The organism is Alteromonas sp. ABV4_515, from assembly GCF_056160345.1.
The window spans coordinates 118,476-137,396 of the sequence record NZ_JBSWWZ010000002.1; the positions used below are offsets into that span (position 1 = coordinate 118,476).

An 18,921-nucleotide genomic window follows, 5' to 3' on the forward strand; every position below is an offset into this window, starting at 1 on the left:
TGTTTATATTTGTTTTTATATCGCTTTTTTCTTATTGAAAGAGAGTACTGTGAACGCTATGATGAGGTTGATTTTTATACAATTATTCAGTTATAACGTTTAGTGGTTACTGCAGTTCGACTTCGATAGGATGTGACGTTATTAAAGCAAGGATGCTTTATGACACCGCTTAAGCGTAACCTCTCGCGACTATTATTCCTGATCCTCGTTCTTCTCCTTGGCGGCACCCTTTTCGGTATTGTTTATTTTCTGAAAATGGAGAGGAATGAAGATATTCTCAACACGCTTTATTTCCGTGAATTGCAACAGATTGAAGGCACCATTCACCGAACGTTGAAGAAGGTAGAAAAAACCTCCGCTTATTCCTTGCCAGAAAACTTTCAAGCTGATGAAAATCGTCTAGAGAGGGCCAAAAATAATATTCGCTTGCTTAGTATGTCTTCGAACGAACTTCGTGATTTAAAAGTCCTGAATTTCGATGAGAAGAGAAAATTTATAAATGACGTTATAAAAAACAAGCCTGTATTTACATTTTCTTTGCCGGAATACGATACTGTCAGGTTTGAACAGACTGGATACTATGGTACGAATACTGAACTGACACTCACCCTTCAGAGCAGCATAAAACATGTGTTAGGCATGAGACTTAATCGTTTCCAGACGGTTGCGTTAGTTGAAGAAGGCGGTGAAGTTAAAAGTGTAGTTAACAACGCTACGAAACTCGTCGATGATCCTGAATTGTTTTTCAGGAATATCAGCAACCTGGCGCCGGTATTTAACTCGGAAGGCGATGAGAGAAGTGCTCACAATACTTCCTCCCAGTTAGTACGTCTTTCAGGTACCCGTTACAATGATGTGGAGTTTGATGATACGACGTACCGGGTTTATCTTCACCCTATAACAAGTAAGGGGATGAGTGCGGATGACAAAAATTACTATCTTGTCGGTATCGTAAAGAAGCGGCTGATCATTTCCCAAAAGTTAAAGTTGCCACCAGATATGCTGATGTGGCTGATTTTAGCTCTGATATTACTTATTGCCATTATCCCGCTGCTTAAGCTTCGTTTTATCAGCGCCACCTATCCTATTCAACCGGCAGATAAAAGTCAGATCGTATTAGGCCTCATTGTCGCTGTAGGAATTATTACCATCGGACTTTCACAACAATTATTCCAGGATTACCTCATCGATGTAAAAGATAAGCAACTTAAAAAGTTACATCAGGAAATTAGTCGGGAAGTCACTGATGAATTAAAGACGTTAATGGACATTACGTCTGATTTATCGACTTTTAACGTAAATGAATCTAACGGGATTGCATCCGGTGATAAAGACGGTTCGCAAGCTTTTTATCCAAATTCGCTTCCGCACCCGTTTCCTAATATCTGTCATTATGGAATGCAGAGAGAACTATTAGAATCTTGTGTCACTTCGATGGTTGAATTTCCATTGACTGAAATTCCTTGGAAACCTGATAGCCTATCGTATGTGCATGGCTTCCTGCTTACTTTTTTAACTCTTCCGAACCCCCTTGATGCTAGTTGTTTTGAATCATTCTTTGAAACAAGTTTTCCGTGGCAGCCAAGCTACTCAGACATAAAGGGCGCAAAACCTATCTATGATGAAAGCCTGCTGAACCCTAAATTGCTCGGAAAGAAAATTCTCGGCCGAAATAATTGTTTTTTTCTTGAGTCCTTCGCCAGTCTGAATGATAAAGGCTATGTCATTGACGATAAATCTATGCCTGTTTCATATATATCGGCAAATATTGTAAACACTACCAAGCTCGAACTATCAAGCCGGGAATATTTCAAAGCAGGATTAAAGGGTGAATATTGGGAAATAAATTTTGATGATGGCTATCCCCAGAGAGTTTTCATGGAGCGAGTATTTAATATTGAAGATGGCCGTAGAAATCTCATGTTTACCGTTCCACCTTTCGATGAAGGTAAAGCCTCAGCAGATAAGTCCACGAATAAATTGAAAATGTATTTTGCAGGTACAAGATTGTCTTCTCTTACAGACCGGATCTTACCTGATAGTTTTGGTTTTGCCGTAATTGACGACAAGGGTAAGGTTATTTTTCATAGTGACGATTCATTAAGCCTGATTGAAAACTTTATTATTGAAACCAGCCAACATGCGTTACTGAGAGCAGCTATTAACTCAGGAACAAAGCAGAGCGTTCCCATCCAGTTAGATTATAAAGGGGTACCTCACAGGATGGTCATGGGCTCACTGTTGAGCCCTGACATCCCAAACAACATTCCATGGCATCTGGTCGTATTTTTCGACCCTACTGAAGTGAATACCAACAACATGGTAATGGTATTCACCACCGTTTTTCTTTTTTTACTTGTTGTCATTCCAGGGTTCGTCATTTTTCGCTACGTTACTGTACAGTGCTTTTGGGGAGATCTTTGCTATTTCAATAGTAAAAAACGGCATTGCTATTCATGGGGGGCGTTGCTAATTTTTGCAGCTGGACTCTTTGTCACTCTGCAGATGGGGTGGGTTGTTAGCCTTAGCGGTCGACTGTTTCTCTGGGCCCTTACTGCAGGAATGCTGGCATATCTCGTAATATACTGCTGGCAACTACGCTACTCAATGTATTACAGATGGCGACGGCCTCTTTTTGCCTTTGCCGGTCTCTGCATTCCTGTGTTTATTGGCGCGCTTTTTACCTGGAACGATGACCACAAAATAATACTTGAGAATAAGGTCAGCGCTCTTACCGGGTTCGTGCTAATCGTAGCAGCCAGCAGCGCACTGCTAAAGAATAGCCAATGTAAATTATGGCAAAACCCCCTCATTAACAAAGTATGGGCAAAAGGTATTGTATACCCTTGCATTGCGGCGCTTGCGGTGATCGCGCTATGTCAGAGTTTTCTCATCATTACCTGCATATTTATGCTAATAGGAATGTGGCAGATTGTGCTGCGTTATTACTGGAAGCCATCAAGCTCTAGGCCTAAAAACGACATAGAGAAAGTTCGCTTTTCAACCGGTCACGTCTGGTTCTTAACAAGTCTTATTTATTTTGCAGCAAGCGTACCTGCGACCATCATTCTTTTCAGTGCTCATGATTATCTGCTCTCCCGCCAGGCACTATTTGAAGAGCAGGCAATTAAACAAGAAATAGAAGAAAAAAATGAGTCATTTAATGAGTATATTCGATTTTTGGCTGGCGATGCCTGTGAAATGAAAAGCGAGCAGGGGCGCGTAGCCTACTCGCCATTTAAGTCTTTATGTAACGTTAAGTTAAGTAATAAATTTGAATTAATAACAGAGCGTTTCTTTAAATTGGAAAGAAACGTTGCTTATAAAACTCATATGCCTGAATGGGTGACGATTCATTCTGAAGTAAATGAAAGCACGACAAATTCTACAGATAAGTTATTTAACTATCTGTTCGGCTCAACCCTTGGTGAAACAGAGTTTATTAGTCAGCTTGCTTTAGCTGCGAAGAACGATTTAATGGAAAATAATCCGGCTGATGTGAGGCAACTGCAGTATCGGGCTGATTTGTTCTTAATGGAACCGTTGAAAACCCCTGGTGGGTTAATGATTGCAATGCTCATGTTTATCGGGATGCCTGCCGCGCTTTACCTGACCGTGAGACAACTGATAGTACGCCGGATGATGGGCGAACACATTCTGGGTCAGTATCAAGTGAATGAAATGGGGAGCGCCGGATATTCATATCAGTCTGATTTCCCTGAGCTGAATTTCCAAAAGCTAAAAATTGACGGTCGTTCGCAGTTGATTCTGAATACAACCAGGCTTAAGGGTGAAATAGAATTACTCAAAATTTCTCAACAAAACGGCTCGTTTGTGCTTTTTGACGACAGCGTGTTTCGTATTACAGAGTGTCTTGATAAATTTACTTGTATAGATGAACATTCTGATGCCTTCCATTTCGTGAAGAAGGTTGAAAGGTTTGTGAAAAAGCATTCTGGAGAAAACGTAGTGGTGGCGCTTTCTGCGCTTGAACAGTTAAGTCTGAATCCACAGTCCAGGAAAGATGCATTGAGTTTACTTTTTGAATTGCATCTACATAAAGACATAGTTCTTGTGATGGTAGCCGAAACCGCTCCGCTCTATCGCCTGCTTAACCCGAACGCATACGAATTGGACGCATCAGTGATTGCGGATGTTGATGAGAAGGCCAGCTGGTCGAAACTGTTCGCAGAGTTTGATAAGTCTTATGCGTGGTCACCGATGCACAAATTTCTGCCAGAAAATCCGTTTAACGTTTGTGAGCTTCTTAGCCATGAATGTGCGGCCTGGCCAGAAATTAACTCCGTATGGCAGCAGCTTGAGATACGGAAAATACGGGAGCCTGAACAAGCGATAGAATTTATGCTGGTACATGCAGGCCCCCTTTATCGACGCAAATGGGAAGAATGCACCATTAATGAGAAAATCATTCTTTGGCGTATGGCCCACGGGGCAACGATTAATCCTCAAAGTGCAGTTACTATCGAACGTTTGGTTCGGCGCTGTTACTTATACAGAGACAAGGGATGGCATCTTATCAATGAAAGCTTCAGGCAGTTTGTACTGACTGCAGAACCCGAATCTGTGATGAAAAGCTGGATGGACAACACCAGCACTGGAGTCTGGAGCATCATACGGATCCCCATTTTTGCCATATTGCTGGTTTTGATGGCCGCCTTTATTTATTCCAGTGGTAGCTCTTTGGACTCTCTATTGGGAATTGCTACCGCGGCGCTTGGTCTCATTCCGTTGATGATAAAAAACCTGAGTTTATTAAAAGGTGGTGGCTCAGATATAGAATAGAGCTAATGAACTTGGCGTTGCTAATAAAAACAGGCCGAAATAACGGCCAGTTCGAAATGTTTCGCGCTAGCTGGCGATATTCACATTAATTTGAAGTTCCAGCGGTAACTTAGCCAAACGCTTTTGAATGGTTTCACGGGTTTTTTCGATGTCTTTTACTCTGATGACATCACTGTCGTCTGGATATATATCTACATCAACCCATAATTCGCGACCAACTTTTGCTACACCCGCCAATTCAATTTCCTGATCTGAGTCTTTGCCCGCTTCCAGTACACTTTGATCGATGCGTTCGCGAATTTCTTCACTCGGCGCCATCAGAAAGATTTCGCGCAGTGCGGAAGTCAGCATATTCAGCGGTACCTTGATGAAATAAAGCGAGATAAGCAGCATCATCACCGGGTCGGCATAGACCGCATAGGCAGCCAGTGAGCTTTGTGTCATCAACCAAGCCACCACAAAGCCTGCAGTTACCGCCACACTTAACATGGTGTCCATTTGCCACTGGTCAGCTTCGGCATCCAATAAGCCTGAATGCTGACGTTTACTTTGTGCAGCAATTAATGCCCATACAGCAATACAGCCGAGCACGTTTATCACGCCAAACGCTGTGGCAACTGAGGCATCTACTTCTCGACCGCCGGTTAGTAAGGCCTCTATAGCGGCGTAAAGCGAGTAACCCACTACGAGCAGGATAACGGCGCCTTTTATCGCAATCACGGCAGGTTCAAATACTGCACGGCCAAAGGTGAAGCGATCACACGATGGGGCGGCGATGAAGCGGGCTGCAGCTAGCGACAATAAAGTTAACACCAGACTCACCAGAGAATAGGCACCATCGAACACAATAACCAGTGAATCTACAAGCAAACCAATCACCAATCCGGCAACTGCGAAAAGCAGTGCAGAAAGGGCTGAGAGGGTCAGAGTGCGCTTTTCATTGCGGCTTGTTTGGATACACATAAAATAAACACCTGTTGAAAACTGGGCTTATTTTCGTCCAATCGGGCTTTTTTACAACGGCATTCTCGTGTCTTAATCGGCCGGATAAATCTGCTTTGTTATATTTGTCAAAGAAATCATAGGGATACGAATAAAGTTTGGTGTCAATAAAATTGACGCTTAGCGGGGTGTTTACACTCAGAAGTCAAACAGATAGTCGCTTAGCTTATCCGCCAGCCACGCCATTGCAGGGTTATCCGCACTTCCGGTTAGACTTACCATGCAATAATCCTCTTGCGTTAAACCATAGGTATGACGGATTACGGCCAGGCGCTCCTCTCTGAGATGGTGACGAATTAATGGTTCGGGTAATACTCCCCAGGCGCTTTCTGTCAGAATGGTATTGAGCATAAATTCGAAGCTGGAAAAACCAATATGGCGGCGAGAGAAAGGTTCCAGGCTCGAGTTATTCTGTTCATTCAAATAAACCATCGCGGCCTGCATGGACTTTCGCAAATCTTCGTCGGTGACCCGCTTTAGTTTAGTCAGCGGGTGCGATGCACTGCATACCGACATCATGCGAATCTTTCCCAGTGGTTTATAGGTGATACGGGCGTCATCAAAACGTTCGTAATCGACACCAAAGGCAAAATCGACTTGCTGGGTTGCGACCAGGTTGGCCAGATCGCCGCTTGAGGCCAAAATCAGATTAAAGGACGTATTAGGAAACAGGTTGTTTAGTTGGTGGATAAATCCTTGCCATACCGAGTCAGGGAGGGAGTCGTCTGGCGCAATCCATACCTCGGCGGCAAATTCCTCGGTTACCTGTGCGCACGTACCGCGAATGCGAGTAGCGGTAATAAGCATACTTTCACAGTCTTTATAAATGGCTTTGCCAACTTCCGACAGCGCAATTTGATTGCCGGTACGCACGAATAACTCTACACCGAGCTCACTTTCCAGCACTTTAATCGCCATGCTAAGTTTACTGCGATTGCATTCCAGTTGACGAGCCGCTTCAGACACCGAACCAGTGTCGGCGATGGCACAAAAGGCTTCTATCTGCGATAGATTCATATTGGTCTCGGTTGAACAGGTCTACTTATCATAATCGATCTTTCAGTGAAAACGTGCAGCATCTGTCGAGGATTTCGATAAATTGCGGTTGTTAAGGTTTTGATTTCAGGATGAAGGTCAGTCTACACTGGTTGCCGCTCTGAATTACTCGAGTCGCGATTTCAATGATGCAAAGGAATATGCCCTGCTTATGAATAAACACCGAATTAAAAGACATTCGATGAAAAACATCTCGCTTTCTACATTAATGATGTCTTTCTCAATGGCATTCGCCAATTTGTCGGCATATGCACATGCCACGGGAAATGGTGTACATGCCGCGGAAAATATCACTACCCATCAGCTCGATAAAGGTGTGTCGTTTCAGGCGGTCACCTGGCAAAACGATACGGTGGTTGCCAGCGGCAGTGGCGGCGGCATTTATCTTTCAGAGGATAACGGTTTGCAGTGGCGAAAAATTAATGGGCCTGCACGCTCTGATTTTTTGCAATTCAGAGACAACCAGTATTTGGAAAACGGTCAACTTATTGTGATGAGCGCCGGAGAAGGGAATAAATCGGGTATTTATATTAGTGGTGAAAAGGGAGAGCGTTGGCAGCAAGTATTGCAAGGGGAAGCGTCTTCTACATTTTATGACTGCTTTACAATGACAGATGAAAGCAACGGCTGGCTTTACGGAGATTCCGATGAGAAGGGGCTTTTTGTTCTCTCCACTGAGGATGGCGGAAAACATTGGCAACGTCTGAATTTGAACATCGAGGCGCAACCTTCTGAAGGGGGATTTGCCTCTAGTGGAACTTGCCTGAGCCGTTACAACGACAGCGGTATTATCATTGGTACCGGTAACGGCGAATCGTCGCGGCTACTCATTGAGGAAAACGGGGAATGGCAAAGCCTTGAAACCCCCATACCTGGTGGTGAGGCTGGCGGCGTTTTTTCAGTTCAGGTTGAAGGGAAGGCGATTTTCGTTGCTGGTGGCAGTCTGAAGGCTGCAGGCAAGCAGGCGGAAGCCTGGCTTTATCATTCGGGAAGCGGCAAGTGGGTTGCGTTGCCGCCACTCCCGCTCAGGGGAGCGGTTTACGGCTCGGCGCTGTTACCTACCTCGGAAGGTATTGAATACTGGGTGAGTAATCCAGATGGCGTGGCCGTGCTAAAGCCAGATGTCAGTGAATGGCAGGTGATCAGTAAAAGCAACATCTGGAGCATTGCCTGCCAGCAAAATAAGGGGTGTATCGGGGCCGGAAAAGAAGGGCTTATTGAAGTTTATTAGCCTATGCCTTTTCTGCTGAATGCTGGATAATCACTTCGACTCGATAAACTTCACCCAGTGGGGCAGGGCACCTAAATTAGACAGGATAATTTTAAAGCTCATCAAAATGGGTACAGCCATCAACACGCCTACGATGCCCCACAACCAGCCGGCAATCGATAGCCATAAGATGATAATCAACGGGTTAAGTCGCAAGCTGCGGCCTAGCACCGTGGGCGTGGCAAGTTGTGACTCGAAAATGTTAATACCGAGAAATACAAAAGCGGGTAGCAAAGCAGCAGACACCAGACCAAACTGCACCACGCCTGCAACCAATAGAATACTGCAACTTATCAGACCGCCCAAATAAGGCACGAAATTCAACAGCGCAACTAACGCACCCCACAATATTGCATCCTGTACACCCAGAAAGGTAAATGCGATAGCGGTGGCAATACCAAGCAAGCCATTAATCATACTTATCGTAATGATGTACGCAGAAAGTTCGCGCTGGATATGATTAACCAACACCAGTGCCTTGCGCTTGTTGGTCACAATAGGAAAATCGCGAATGAATACGTTGAATAGGTTAGGGCCGAACACTAATAAAAAGAAGATTAAGATCAGGCAGCCAAATATCTGAGCTAACAGCAAAGGTGCGCTGCTTAATATGGTCAGACCTAATTCAATACCGCTTTGTTTAAGCCTGTCCGTCATTGTGTTGTCATCATCGGGCTTGGGTTTTGGTTCTTCTTCTTCATCATCAAACCAGTTAAAAAATGAGGTGTTTTCTTTCGCTGGCTCAGGCGTTGTGAGTTCTGCGCCTTGCTTTAAAGTGTCACTGATTTCTTCAATTTCCTGTGTGACTTCTGCCGCTATTTTGGGCAAAGACTGCATCCACCGTTGTGCGGGCTCGGCTAATTCCAGCCCCAGTAATGTGAATGGCGTTACTAATAAGAGCATAAGTGCGGCTGCAGATAGCGAAGGAGGAATAAAGAACCTGCGCGCAATTCTAACAAGCGGGCTTAACAGCAGCGCTACCAGTGCAGAGAAAAATAGCGGAATTAACAGCGATTTTGCCAGGTATAAGGTATAGATAATTGCCAAGCCAACGAGCGTCTTGAGCAGACGGATATGGCGACTTTCCTTAATCCCAGGCTGCAAAATACTGTCTTGCTGGTTACTTTTTCCGTTTTCTCTGTAATCCATTTACCAGCCTATTGTTTAACCGAGTGTTCTACGAAGCACGTTGCGCCTAATAATTAGTGTTGGTACGTGAAGTGTGGTGTTCGGTTCACTGTGAGTGACGTGCAATATTCATGCTCCTTAAACTACTAAATTGCTATTTGCTTTTATAAATTTTTCTCTCTCCTGCTTCGGTTAGTTTTCTCAAATATATCGGCAACGTCTTTACTTAACATGGCATAGGTGCGTCATGCGCACCAAATCAGCGCGATGCGTAACACATTTATTGTGCAATGACTGCTTTGAATAAGTGCAGTCATGCGATTGATTTGTGCACAACGCCAAATAATTGCGGCTCCTGTTTTCATAAATTTTACATATCGACGAATTATCGCGATTTTTTGCTGTTTAAACTCAGTGAAGTTAAAGCTGGTACTGACAGTGCAATTAAAGCCCGACCTTGAGTAATTTGATCATCACGAGGAGTATTTTCGATGACCAATCATAGTATGAGCCGCCGGGCGCTATTAGGCTGGATCGGAAAGACGGCGGGAGCCGGGGCCATGTATCAGGCCATGACATCCCTCGGCTTCGCAGCTGAGTCTTCACACCCGGGTTCATTAAATTTAAGTGGCGTTAAAAAAGGCGCGACTGTACTGGTTCTGGGCGCGGGCGTCGCTGGAATGACGTCAGCTTATGAATTACGAAAAGCGGGTTATAAAGTAAAAATTCTCGAATTTAACTCACGTGCTGGTGGACGTTGCTGGACATTACGGGGAGGCGATAGCTATACCGAACTGGGTGGCGCAACACAGCAATGTAAATTTGCGGAAGGCAACTACATCAACCCAGGTCCGTGGCGTGTGCCGTACCACCACCATCACGTGATGTCTTACATTAATGAATTCAATATTGCCATCGAACCCTTCATTCAGGTGAACTACAACGCACTGGTGCATTCCACCAAGGCCTTTGGCGGCAAGCCGCAACGGTATCGTACGGTTCAAGCTGATTATCAAGGCTATGCTGCTGAGCTTTTGGCAAAGACCATTAATCAGAATGCACTGGACGATTCTTTGAGTCTTGAAGATCGTGAAAAGCTGTTTGAATCACTGCGGCACTGGGGGGCGCTGAATGAGAAAGGAAAGTATCAAAAGTCTCATGAAACCAGCCTAAGACGCGGATTTGCCATTCCACCGGGCGGTGGTTTGTCAGGCAACGGCGAGCCAAGTGACCTTATAGATCAAAGTGCCTTGCTACAGTCAGACCTGTGGAAATTCATCGTAAACGGGCAAGACATTGAATTTCAAAGCAGCATCTTCCAACCCGTCGGTGGCATGGACAATATTGCAAAAGCCTTTGAGAAACGCGTTGGTGACTTGATTGAATACAACGCACGCGTTACCAAGATAGATCAAAACGATACGGGCGTGACAGTCGATTATGAACACCAGGGCGTGGCTAAAACAGCGAAAGCCGATTGGTGTGTGTGCACGATTCCGCTTTCCATACTTTCACAGATCCCAGTGAAAGCGAGCAGCGCAATGCAGACTGCTATCCGCTCGGTGCCCTATGCATCATCGGTGAAAGTGGGCCTCGAGTTTAATCGTCGCTTCTGGGAACAGGACGAAGCCATTTTCGGCGGCGTGTCTTATACCGACTTACCCATCACCAACATCAGTTACCCAAGCACGAAGTATTACGATAAAGGTAAGGGCGTACTGCTTGGCGCCTATGTTTGGGGGCCGAATGCTTTTGAATTCACCTCATTAGCGCCGGAAGAACGGGTTAAGAAAGCAGTGGAATATGGTAAGCAAATTCACCCTCAATACACTGAAGAGTTTAACAACGGTATTGCGGTTGGCTGGCACCGTGTGCCATGGACTCAAGGCTGCTTTGGCGCCTGGACAGAAGAGAAGCGCGAGCAGCACTACGATAACTTGTGTCAGGTTGATGGCCGACTGGTGTTGGCCGGTGAGCATGCTTCACATCTTCCTGCCTGGCAGGAAGGGGCGATTTCCTCCGCCCACGATGCCATTAAGCGATTACACAAAAAAGCGGTAGCAACCGCTGCGTAAAATAAAAGGGAACACATAATGAAATCTTCAATTAAAGCATTAGTGGTAACTGGCCTGTTTTCGCTTAGCGCAGCTGCGTTGGCAACCGATGACGCAGGTTTTTCACTGGGGAATAAATTTGAAGAAGCGTCTGGTGACGAGCTCTATCATGCAATTTGCCAGGGGTGCCATATGTCTGAAGCGCAAGGAGCGCAAGGCGCAGGTCGCTATCCTGCATTGGCTAATAATCCAAAACTGAGCGCCGGTGCTTACGTTACCTTTATGGTGAGCAACGGAATGGGCGGTATGCCCGCACTAAAACAATATCTGTCTGATGAGCAAATTGCTGAGGTGGTGAATTACACACGTACCCATTTCGGCAATAACTTTACCGATAAAGTTAGCGCAGACGATGTAAAAATAATTGCCAAACGTTAATATCAGGAAACACATAAAATGAATAAACTATTGATTGCCCCACTGTTACTTACTGCAGCACTTGCTAACACTGGCTGTAGCGAAGCCGAAGCGACGGCTGAACCGAAAGAAACCGTTATCCGTCATGGCTTGATTGGCTCTGACTTCCCCATTTTGCGCGCCTCTGAAGTGCCAGCAACCAGTACAATCGTTTTCTTAAGTGGTTCTGTGCCTGGAGTAAGTTTTCCTGATGCCCCTGCGGGTACGCGTGAAGCTTACGGTGATACCGAAGCGCAGACCGTGAGCGTGATGAAACGCATCGATGAAAACCTGAAAAGCCTTGGCCTGACCATGGGGGATGTGATTAAGATGCAAGCGTTCCTGGTTGGCGATCCGGAAATGGATGGTAAGATGGATTTCGCTGGTTTTATGCGCGGTTACACGCAGTTCTTTGGCACAGACGAGCAGCCTAACCTGCCTTCACGTTCTGCGCTGCAAGTAGCAGGGTTGGCAAACCCTAACTACCTGGTAGAAATTGAAGTGACAGCCGTTCGTCCAGAATAATCATATGTAAAAGCAAAAAGCTCGCTTCACAATGAAGCGAGTTTTTTTCGTTGCTCAACTCGCTAGTTACTCCCTTCCTAACAATCCACTTGTCCGTTATAAAAATCCTCGATTTCAGTCTCTTGAACTTGCCTGTTCATCAACCTCCTTTTCATTAAACAAACCTGCCAGTAAGCCGTACCAGACAATACAGTTTGTTAAACATTACGCGTTATTGTTGGTATAAATGTTTTATTTTATTCTCATGTAAACATTCTGTTTACATATGCTTGACGTTACCTTAGTATACTTTCGTCTAAGGTTTAACGTTTAACCTTGGATTTGCAAGACCAGTGTAGCGGAGTTAACGCCTCTCCAATGGCGGTAACATCCGCTGTGCTCATAACTTATTCTACTGATATATATAAATATTTTTGTTGGGTAACGTCACGGCTAAAATAGCACCACCGTTTTCGAAACAATAAAAACAAGAGAAAACAGGGTTGCAAGGGTAAACGTTTAACTTTGAGTCGTAGTTAAGCATCGTGACGTTTGGTTATGGAAAATTTGCAATTTATTCAACGGCCAAATCAAGGATACGGGGCGCGCGGATGCCCTGAAAGGAGACAGACATGACTGAGAGCAGAAATACCGGTTTCACGAAAAAAAATATTTTTCTTAAAAGTTCACTATGTTTAGCAATCGTTTCGTCACTCAATACATCAATAGCGATGGCACAGAGTACAGAAGCGACAGCCGAAAACACCGAAGTCATTGAAGTACGTGGTTTCAGAAACTCACTTAAAGAATCCATGCTCAACAAGAAGGCGTCGGATGTCGTATCTGATGGTATTTCTGCGGAAGATCTGGGTAAGTTCCCTGATCAGAACGTTGCTGAATCCCTTCAGCGTATCACTGGTGTCGCTATTGACCGAAGTGGTGGTGAAGGTCAGTTCATTACGGTTCGGGGGTTTGGGCCTCAATTTAATACCGTTTTGGTTAACGGCAGACAAATCGCGACAGAGAATCAGGGGCGTGAGTTTAGCTTCGACACCTTGCCGGCAGAGCTCATCAGTGGCGCTAATGTTTATAAGAGCCCTATCTCGTCTCTTCAAGCCGGCGGTATCGGCTCTACCGTAAATGTAACAACAGCAAATCCGTTTGATTTTGAAGGGTTCGCAGGCGCTGCGAGTGCCAAGGGCATGTATGAAGAAATCTCAGAAGAGATCACGCCGCAAATTTCTGGCCTGATCACCAATCGGTTTATGGATGATAAATTAGGCGTACTTGTCGCGGGTTCCCTGCAAAAACGGAAGGCGCAAACTAACATCCTTCAGGTGCGAGATTGGCGATCGAATGTCAGCCTGACTAACCGTTCAGAGGTAGACGACCCGCAGTACGCTGAAAATGACCAGTTTAATGGCGTATATGTGCCGCAGAACTTTGATCAGATCGTCGATCTTGGTGACCGTCAGCGCACCAGTGGAAATGTGGTGGTTCAGTATGCCCCTCAAGACGACATGATGCTAAAAGTTGATGCGTTGTATTCCAAATTTGAAGTGGGCTCCCGCAGGAATACGGTAGGGCATTGGCTGTCAGACAGTAACCTGGATAACGTTGTGGTTAACGAGAATGGCTCGGTAACATCTCTCGACAGTACACTGGTAAACGGTGTAGGTGGCGCGACCGACTTCATTCAAAGCAGCGACGCCCGTGATGTGGAGATTCAGGCCTACGGTATCAATTACGAATGGCTGGTAAACGACTACTTTACGGCTAACTTCGATGTATCTACATCAACGGCGAAGAACAATAGCGGTGGCAATAACTATTTCACCGTGGTGGGCTACAACAACGCTTACAGTCTCGATTTTTCTGGTGAAACACCAACCATCAATATCGAAGGTGGCTCTGATGCGTTAACCGATATTCCGGCAGGCCGTATGCACGTAACCAACCGCGAAGGTTACGACATCAAAGATACCATCAACGAATATCGTGCTGATTTTACCTGGTTACCTGATTCAAATAACGCATTCTCTAAAATGGAATTTGGTGCGTACTATCAGGATCGCAGCAAAGACAACAACAGCCTGACGTCTAGTTTATGTAATGTGTACTGCGGCTATCAGACAGATATTCCTGATGAGCTTCTGTATATTTACACGCCTCAGAACTACTTCTCAAATGCCAGCCAACAATGGATTGCTTACGATCCGGAAGCCTATTTTGATTACGCAATCTCTGACGATGCGATTCAGCAGGTTGCTGACAATACTGGGCAAACCTTCGATGAAGTTCGTGCAATCGTAGACGCTGAAGGTTTGAATAGTCCCTCACTCGCTGGCAGTTCATTCTCTGTGAAAGAAGAAGTACTCAGCCTATATGCGCAAATGTATTTTAGTTTGCTGATCTCCGACATGCCTGTGGATATTAACTTTGGCTTACGCTACAGCGAGACAGATACCACTACCACTGGTTATGGTCGCGAACTGTTAGACGTGGTTCCGGTGCCAAACGATCCTTCAGACTACAGCGATGTTTATGCTACCAGTGAAGGGGTGCCGATTGCTGAATCAAATAGCTACTCCAACTTGCTGCCAAACATCAACGCGAAGATGGATCTTACCGACGACTTGATGCTGCGTGTTGGTTTCTCTGAAACCCTCACCCGACCTACCATGAGTGATTTGGTGCCAGTGTTCAATGTGTCTGTTACCCGTCCGAATAACCTGCAGGCAGACTCTGGAAACGCCGACTTGAAACCTTTCCTGTCGACTAACTTCGATTTGTCACTGGAATGGTACTACGCCGATACCAGTTACTTGTCTGTGGCCGCGTTCAAGAAAGAAGTTGAAGACTTCATAGTGGCATCGTTTGAAACCCGCACGCTAAACTTGGCCAGTGGTCCGTACGATTTCACTGTACGTTTGCCTGATAACGGCGAAACGGCTGATGTGAATGGTCTTGAGATTGCTTGGTTACATACTTTCGAAAGCGGCTTTGGTATTCAGGCTAACGCCACTATCGTAAACAGTGACGCTTCACTGGACAGTGAAGACAACACGCAGGTTTTTGCACTGGAAGGGTTGGGTGATTCGCAGAATATCATTCTGTTTTACGAGCAAGGCCCGCTGCAAGCACGTGTTGCCTACAACAATCGTGAAGGCTTCATGCAGGATCTGGTGAGTCCTCTTGGCGGAACCGAGCCCCGTTTTACTGAAACCTATGGCCAGTTCGATGTAAGCGCCAGTTACGACATCAATGAGAACCTCACTGTATTCGTTGAAGGTATCAACGTGACAGGTGAAGAGTTACGTCGTCATGGTCGTTACAGTGAACAGTTCATTCAGATGATCGATAACGGCGCACGCTACACCCTCGGTGTTCGCACCAGTTTCTAAGCTTTCTGACTAGAAAAAGGCAGGCGCAGCAGTGCGCTTGTCTTTGTCATTTTCCCATTCTGCAACTCTGACAGGATAGTTATGTTTAAAAGATTCCTTATACTCTGTACAGTGCTAACGCCTTCGACTGCAGCCCTTGCTCAGACGGGGAGCAGCGAATTACCTGACTGGCAAAACCCACAAGTTTTACAAAAGAACCGCCTTGATCCCCGCGCCCATTTCTTTGCATTTACTGATAATCCAGGAAAGTTTGTTAGCACGCCTTGGGACAGCAACGACTACTTGTCGTTGAATGGCACCTGGCAGTTTAAATTAGCGGAAAATCCAGAAGCTGCCCCTGATGATTTTATGCAGCCGGATTATGCTGAAAAAGGCTGGGGAGAAATTCCAGTACCAGGTAACTGGGAATTGAACGGCTATGGTTACCCCAACTATGTAAATATTCGTCTGGATTATGGCCCCGAAACCCCTTCCGGTGAGATTCCGTCAGAGAATAACTCCACGGGTTTGTATCGTAAGCATGTGACCGTGCCGGAGGACTGGGCTGGTGACCGAGTTGTTGCATATTTCGGTGCGGTTAAGTCGTCATTTTCTGTCTGGGTGAACGGCAAGTACGTGGGCTATTCCCAGGATTCGAAAACCGCCGCTGAATTTGATATTACTGACAAGCTCAAAAGTGGAGATAACCTGATTGCGCTAAAGGTACACCGGTGGTCAGACGGCACCTATCTTGAGCTCCAGGATATGTGGCGATTGTCGGGCATTGAACGGGACGTGTATCTTTATCGCACACCTGCTGAACAACATATTCGCGATATTGAAGTGGTTGCCACACTGGATGACAGCTACGAACAGGGTGTGTTGTCTCTTAAGACGGACGTACAAACCGGCTCTGGCGACGTAATGGATAGCTGCAATGTCAGTTACCAGCTATTTGGCAAAAATGAGAAGCTGGTCTGGCAGGGGCAAGGTGAAGGTGCCGATTGTGTCGCTTCAGCAACCCTTCCGGGCGTTGATAAATGGACAGCTGAAACGCCAAATCTTTACAGCCTGCAGGTCACCGCAGGGGAAGGTGATACCGCACAGTATGCCTGGCAGCGAATTGGCTTCCGTCGCAGTGAGCTGAAAAACGGAAACGTACTGATTAACGGCAAGCCGGTGTTGATTAAAGGTGTAAACCGCCATGAGCATGATCCGCGCACCGGTCATGTGATCTCCCGTGAATCCATGCGCCGCGATATTTTGCTGATGAAACAACACAACATCAACGCAGCAAGAAATTCTCACTATCCAAACAATCCTGCCTGGTATGAACTGGCTGATGAGCTGGGCTTATACCTGGTAGATGAAGCTAATCAGGAAGCCCACGCGTTCGGTGCCACAGACAGCAACTACGATCCCAAAAAGCACATCGTGAATAACCCGTTGTGGAAAGACGCCTTTCTCGATCGCGTTCGCAACATGTATGAAGCGAGCAAAAATCATCCCGCGGTGGTGATCCTGTCTATCGGCAACGAAACCGGCGACGGTCCAAATACCGAGCAGTTATATCACTGGCTGAAAACCCGCACCGACCGTCCGGTCATGTCTGATCAGGCACGCACCAAGTCCCACACCGACATGTTCGCCAAAATGTATGCGTCCATTCCATTGATGGAAAACTATGCGCTCTCTGATCCCACTCGCCCAATGATTTTGTGCGAGTACGAACACGCCATGGGCAACTCAGTGGGTGAACTTTATGACTATTGGCAACTGATCCGTAAATATCCGGCGCTGCAGGGTGGGTTTATCTGGGATTGGGTTGATCAGACCATCGAGACTAAGGACAAGAACGGTAACACTTTCCTTGGTTATGGCGGTGACTTTGAGCCAGAAGGCGTGTATCACGACGAGAATTTCAGTGCGAATGGCGTGATGAACGCATATCGCGAGCCGCACCCTCATGCAGAAGAAGTGAAGTATGTCTATCAGGATGTGGAAGTGTCTTTTGCGGGTAAGGGCGAACGTCAGATCCAGGTATTTAACCGCCGGTATTTCACCTCTCTGAACGACCTGACATTGAATTGGGCGCTGGAAGAAAACGGCAACATTATTGCTCAGGGCGATATTCAAAATCTTGATATCGAACCACAGCAGTCCGGCACGTTTACCCTTCCATCCTTTAGCAATAAAACACAGGAAGGCAAGCGTTACTACCTGACATTCCGGTTCTACCCGAAACAGAAAAATGAACTGCAGGCTGCCGATGTCGCAGTAGCATCCGAACAGCTTCCGTTGGCAATCAACGCCATGGCAGCGGCACCGTCTCTCGGTGAAGGTCAGTTGCCTGCCGTGAATACGGCGTCTGGTGCCATTACTGTGAAAGCCGGCAAGCAAACGTATACGTTCGATAAGCAAAGCGGCTGGCTCAGCCAGTGGACTGCAAATGGTGACAAGCAGCTTGCATCACCCATGGTGCCCTGGTTCTGGCGTGCGCCTACAGATAACGATTTTGGTGAGAAATATCCTGAGAAGGCGAAGGTATACCAGAAGCTGTACGAGTCTGCCAAACTGACGTCTATCTCCAGTTCGACGGAAGGCAACCGGGTTATTATCAACACGGAGCATGCATTACCGACATTGGAAAGTCGCTACTTTACCCGATATGCCATTGCCGGAGACGGTACCTTAGAAGTGAGTGTGAATTTCTACGCGGCCGCACACAAGAAATTCCCCGAGTTGCCGCGCATTGGATATCGTGTGGAACTGTTGCCAAACTACGATACCGTCAGTTGGTTTGGCCGAGGTCCTCACGAGAACTACCGTGACCGCCATCACTCCGCCATGTTCGGGCGTTATACCCGCAATATTGAGCAACTGGGTCACGAATATGCCCGTCCCCAGGAAAACGGTCATAGATCGTTCGTGTACGAGGCTGATTTTAGCGGTAAAGGCGCAGAAACGTTCCGGGTTTCCGGAGAACCTACAATTGGCTTTAACCTGTCAAAAGATGATCTGTTCGATTATGACCAGTTTAAAAAGCTGGGACTGCACAGCTATCAAATCCCGCAAACCGATAATACCTTCCTGTACATTGATTATCGTCAGCGCGGGGTAGGAGGCACCAATTCCTGGGGCGAGTCGCCACTGTATCGTTATACGCTGCCGTGGCGGGATTATCAGTATAGTTTTGTGTTGAAACCAGTGGTCGAGTAATCTGCTAGTAGAAAACGGGTATTGGAAATTGCAGAGTTATCTCGTA

At 46.2% G+C, this 18,921-nt stretch carries 10 protein-coding genes; 7 read left to right on the plus strand and 3 right to left on the minus strand.

All coding sequences use genetic code 11. The features are described 5' to 3' along the window. The first annotated feature begins 159 nt into the window (after nt 1-159). Nucleotides 160-4,803, plus strand: a complete 4,644-nt coding sequence (locus tag ACXAGX_RS04915; RefSeq protein ID WP_474836955.1) for a hypothetical protein — start codon at nt 160-162, stop codon at nt 4,801-4,803. Nucleotides 4,804-4,869: 66 nt separating this feature from the next. On the opposite strand, the gene ACXAGX_RS04920 is transcribed toward ACXAGX_RS04915, so the two are convergent. Both ACXAGX_RS04920 and ACXAGX_RS04925 read right to left on the minus strand, forming a co-directional pair. Next, the gene (locus tag ACXAGX_RS04920) at nt 4,870-5,766 is read right to left on the minus strand and encodes a cation diffusion facilitator family transporter (protein WP_474836957.1); all 897 of its coding nucleotides are present in this window, start codon (nt 5,764-5,766) and stop codon (nt 4,870-4,872) included. A 177-nt stretch (nt 5,767-5,943) separates the two neighbouring features. After that, nucleotides 5,944-6,822, minus strand: coding sequence for a LysR family transcriptional regulator (locus ACXAGX_RS04925; RefSeq protein WP_474836959.1), 879 nt, complete (start codon nt 6,820-6,822; stop codon nt 5,944-5,946). A 220-nt stretch (nt 6,823-7,042) separates the two neighbouring features. Here ACXAGX_RS04925 and ACXAGX_RS04930 point away from each other — a divergent pair, with 220 nt between their 5' ends. Beyond that, a complete protein-coding gene (locus ACXAGX_RS04930) occupies nt 7,043-8,092 on the plus strand; it encodes a WD40/YVTN/BNR-like repeat-containing protein (RefSeq protein ID WP_474836961.1) in 1,050 nt (349 codons plus the stop codon). 30 nt (nt 8,093-8,122) lie between these two features. Here ACXAGX_RS04930 and ACXAGX_RS04935 read toward each other — a convergent pair whose 3' ends face one another. Continuing rightward, on the minus strand, nt 8,123-9,280 hold the full coding sequence (locus tag ACXAGX_RS04935; RefSeq protein WP_474836963.1) for an AI-2E family transporter: 1,158 nt from the start codon (nt 9,278-9,280) through the stop codon (nt 8,123-8,125). A 470-nt stretch (nt 9,281-9,750) separates the two neighbouring features. Between ACXAGX_RS04935 and ACXAGX_RS04940 the strand changes: the two genes are divergently transcribed. The 5 genes from ACXAGX_RS04940 to ACXAGX_RS04960 all read left to right on the plus strand — a co-directional run bounded on the left by ACXAGX_RS04940 (nt 9,751) and on the right by ACXAGX_RS04960 (nt 18,875). After that, nucleotides 9,751-11,334: a flavin monoamine oxidase family protein gene (locus ACXAGX_RS04940; RefSeq protein ID WP_474820666.1), complete on the plus strand. Its 1,584-nt coding sequence runs from the start codon at nt 9,751-9,753 to the stop codon at nt 11,332-11,334. An 18-nt stretch (nt 11,335-11,352) separates the two neighbouring features. Beyond that, on the plus strand, nt 11,353-11,751 hold the full coding sequence (locus ACXAGX_RS04945) for a c-type cytochrome (RefSeq protein WP_474820670.1): 399 nt from the start codon (nt 11,353-11,355) through the stop codon (nt 11,749-11,751). Nucleotides 11,752-11,769: 18 nt separating this feature from the next. Further along, entirely contained in the window at nt 11,770-12,294 is a 525-nt protein-coding gene (locus tag ACXAGX_RS04950; protein ID WP_474820673.1) for a RidA family protein, read from the plus strand. A 611-nt stretch (nt 12,295-12,905) separates the two neighbouring features. Next, on the plus strand, nt 12,906-15,677 hold the full coding sequence (locus ACXAGX_RS04955) for a TonB-dependent receptor (protein WP_474820675.1): 2,772 nt from the start codon (nt 12,906-12,908) through the stop codon (nt 15,675-15,677). An 81-nt stretch (nt 15,678-15,758) separates the two neighbouring features. Next, nucleotides 15,759-18,875, plus strand: a complete 3,117-nt coding sequence (locus tag ACXAGX_RS04960) for a glycoside hydrolase family 2 TIM barrel-domain containing protein (RefSeq protein WP_474836965.1) — start codon at nt 15,759-15,761, stop codon at nt 18,873-18,875. Nucleotides 18,876-18,921: the final 46 nt, after the last annotated feature.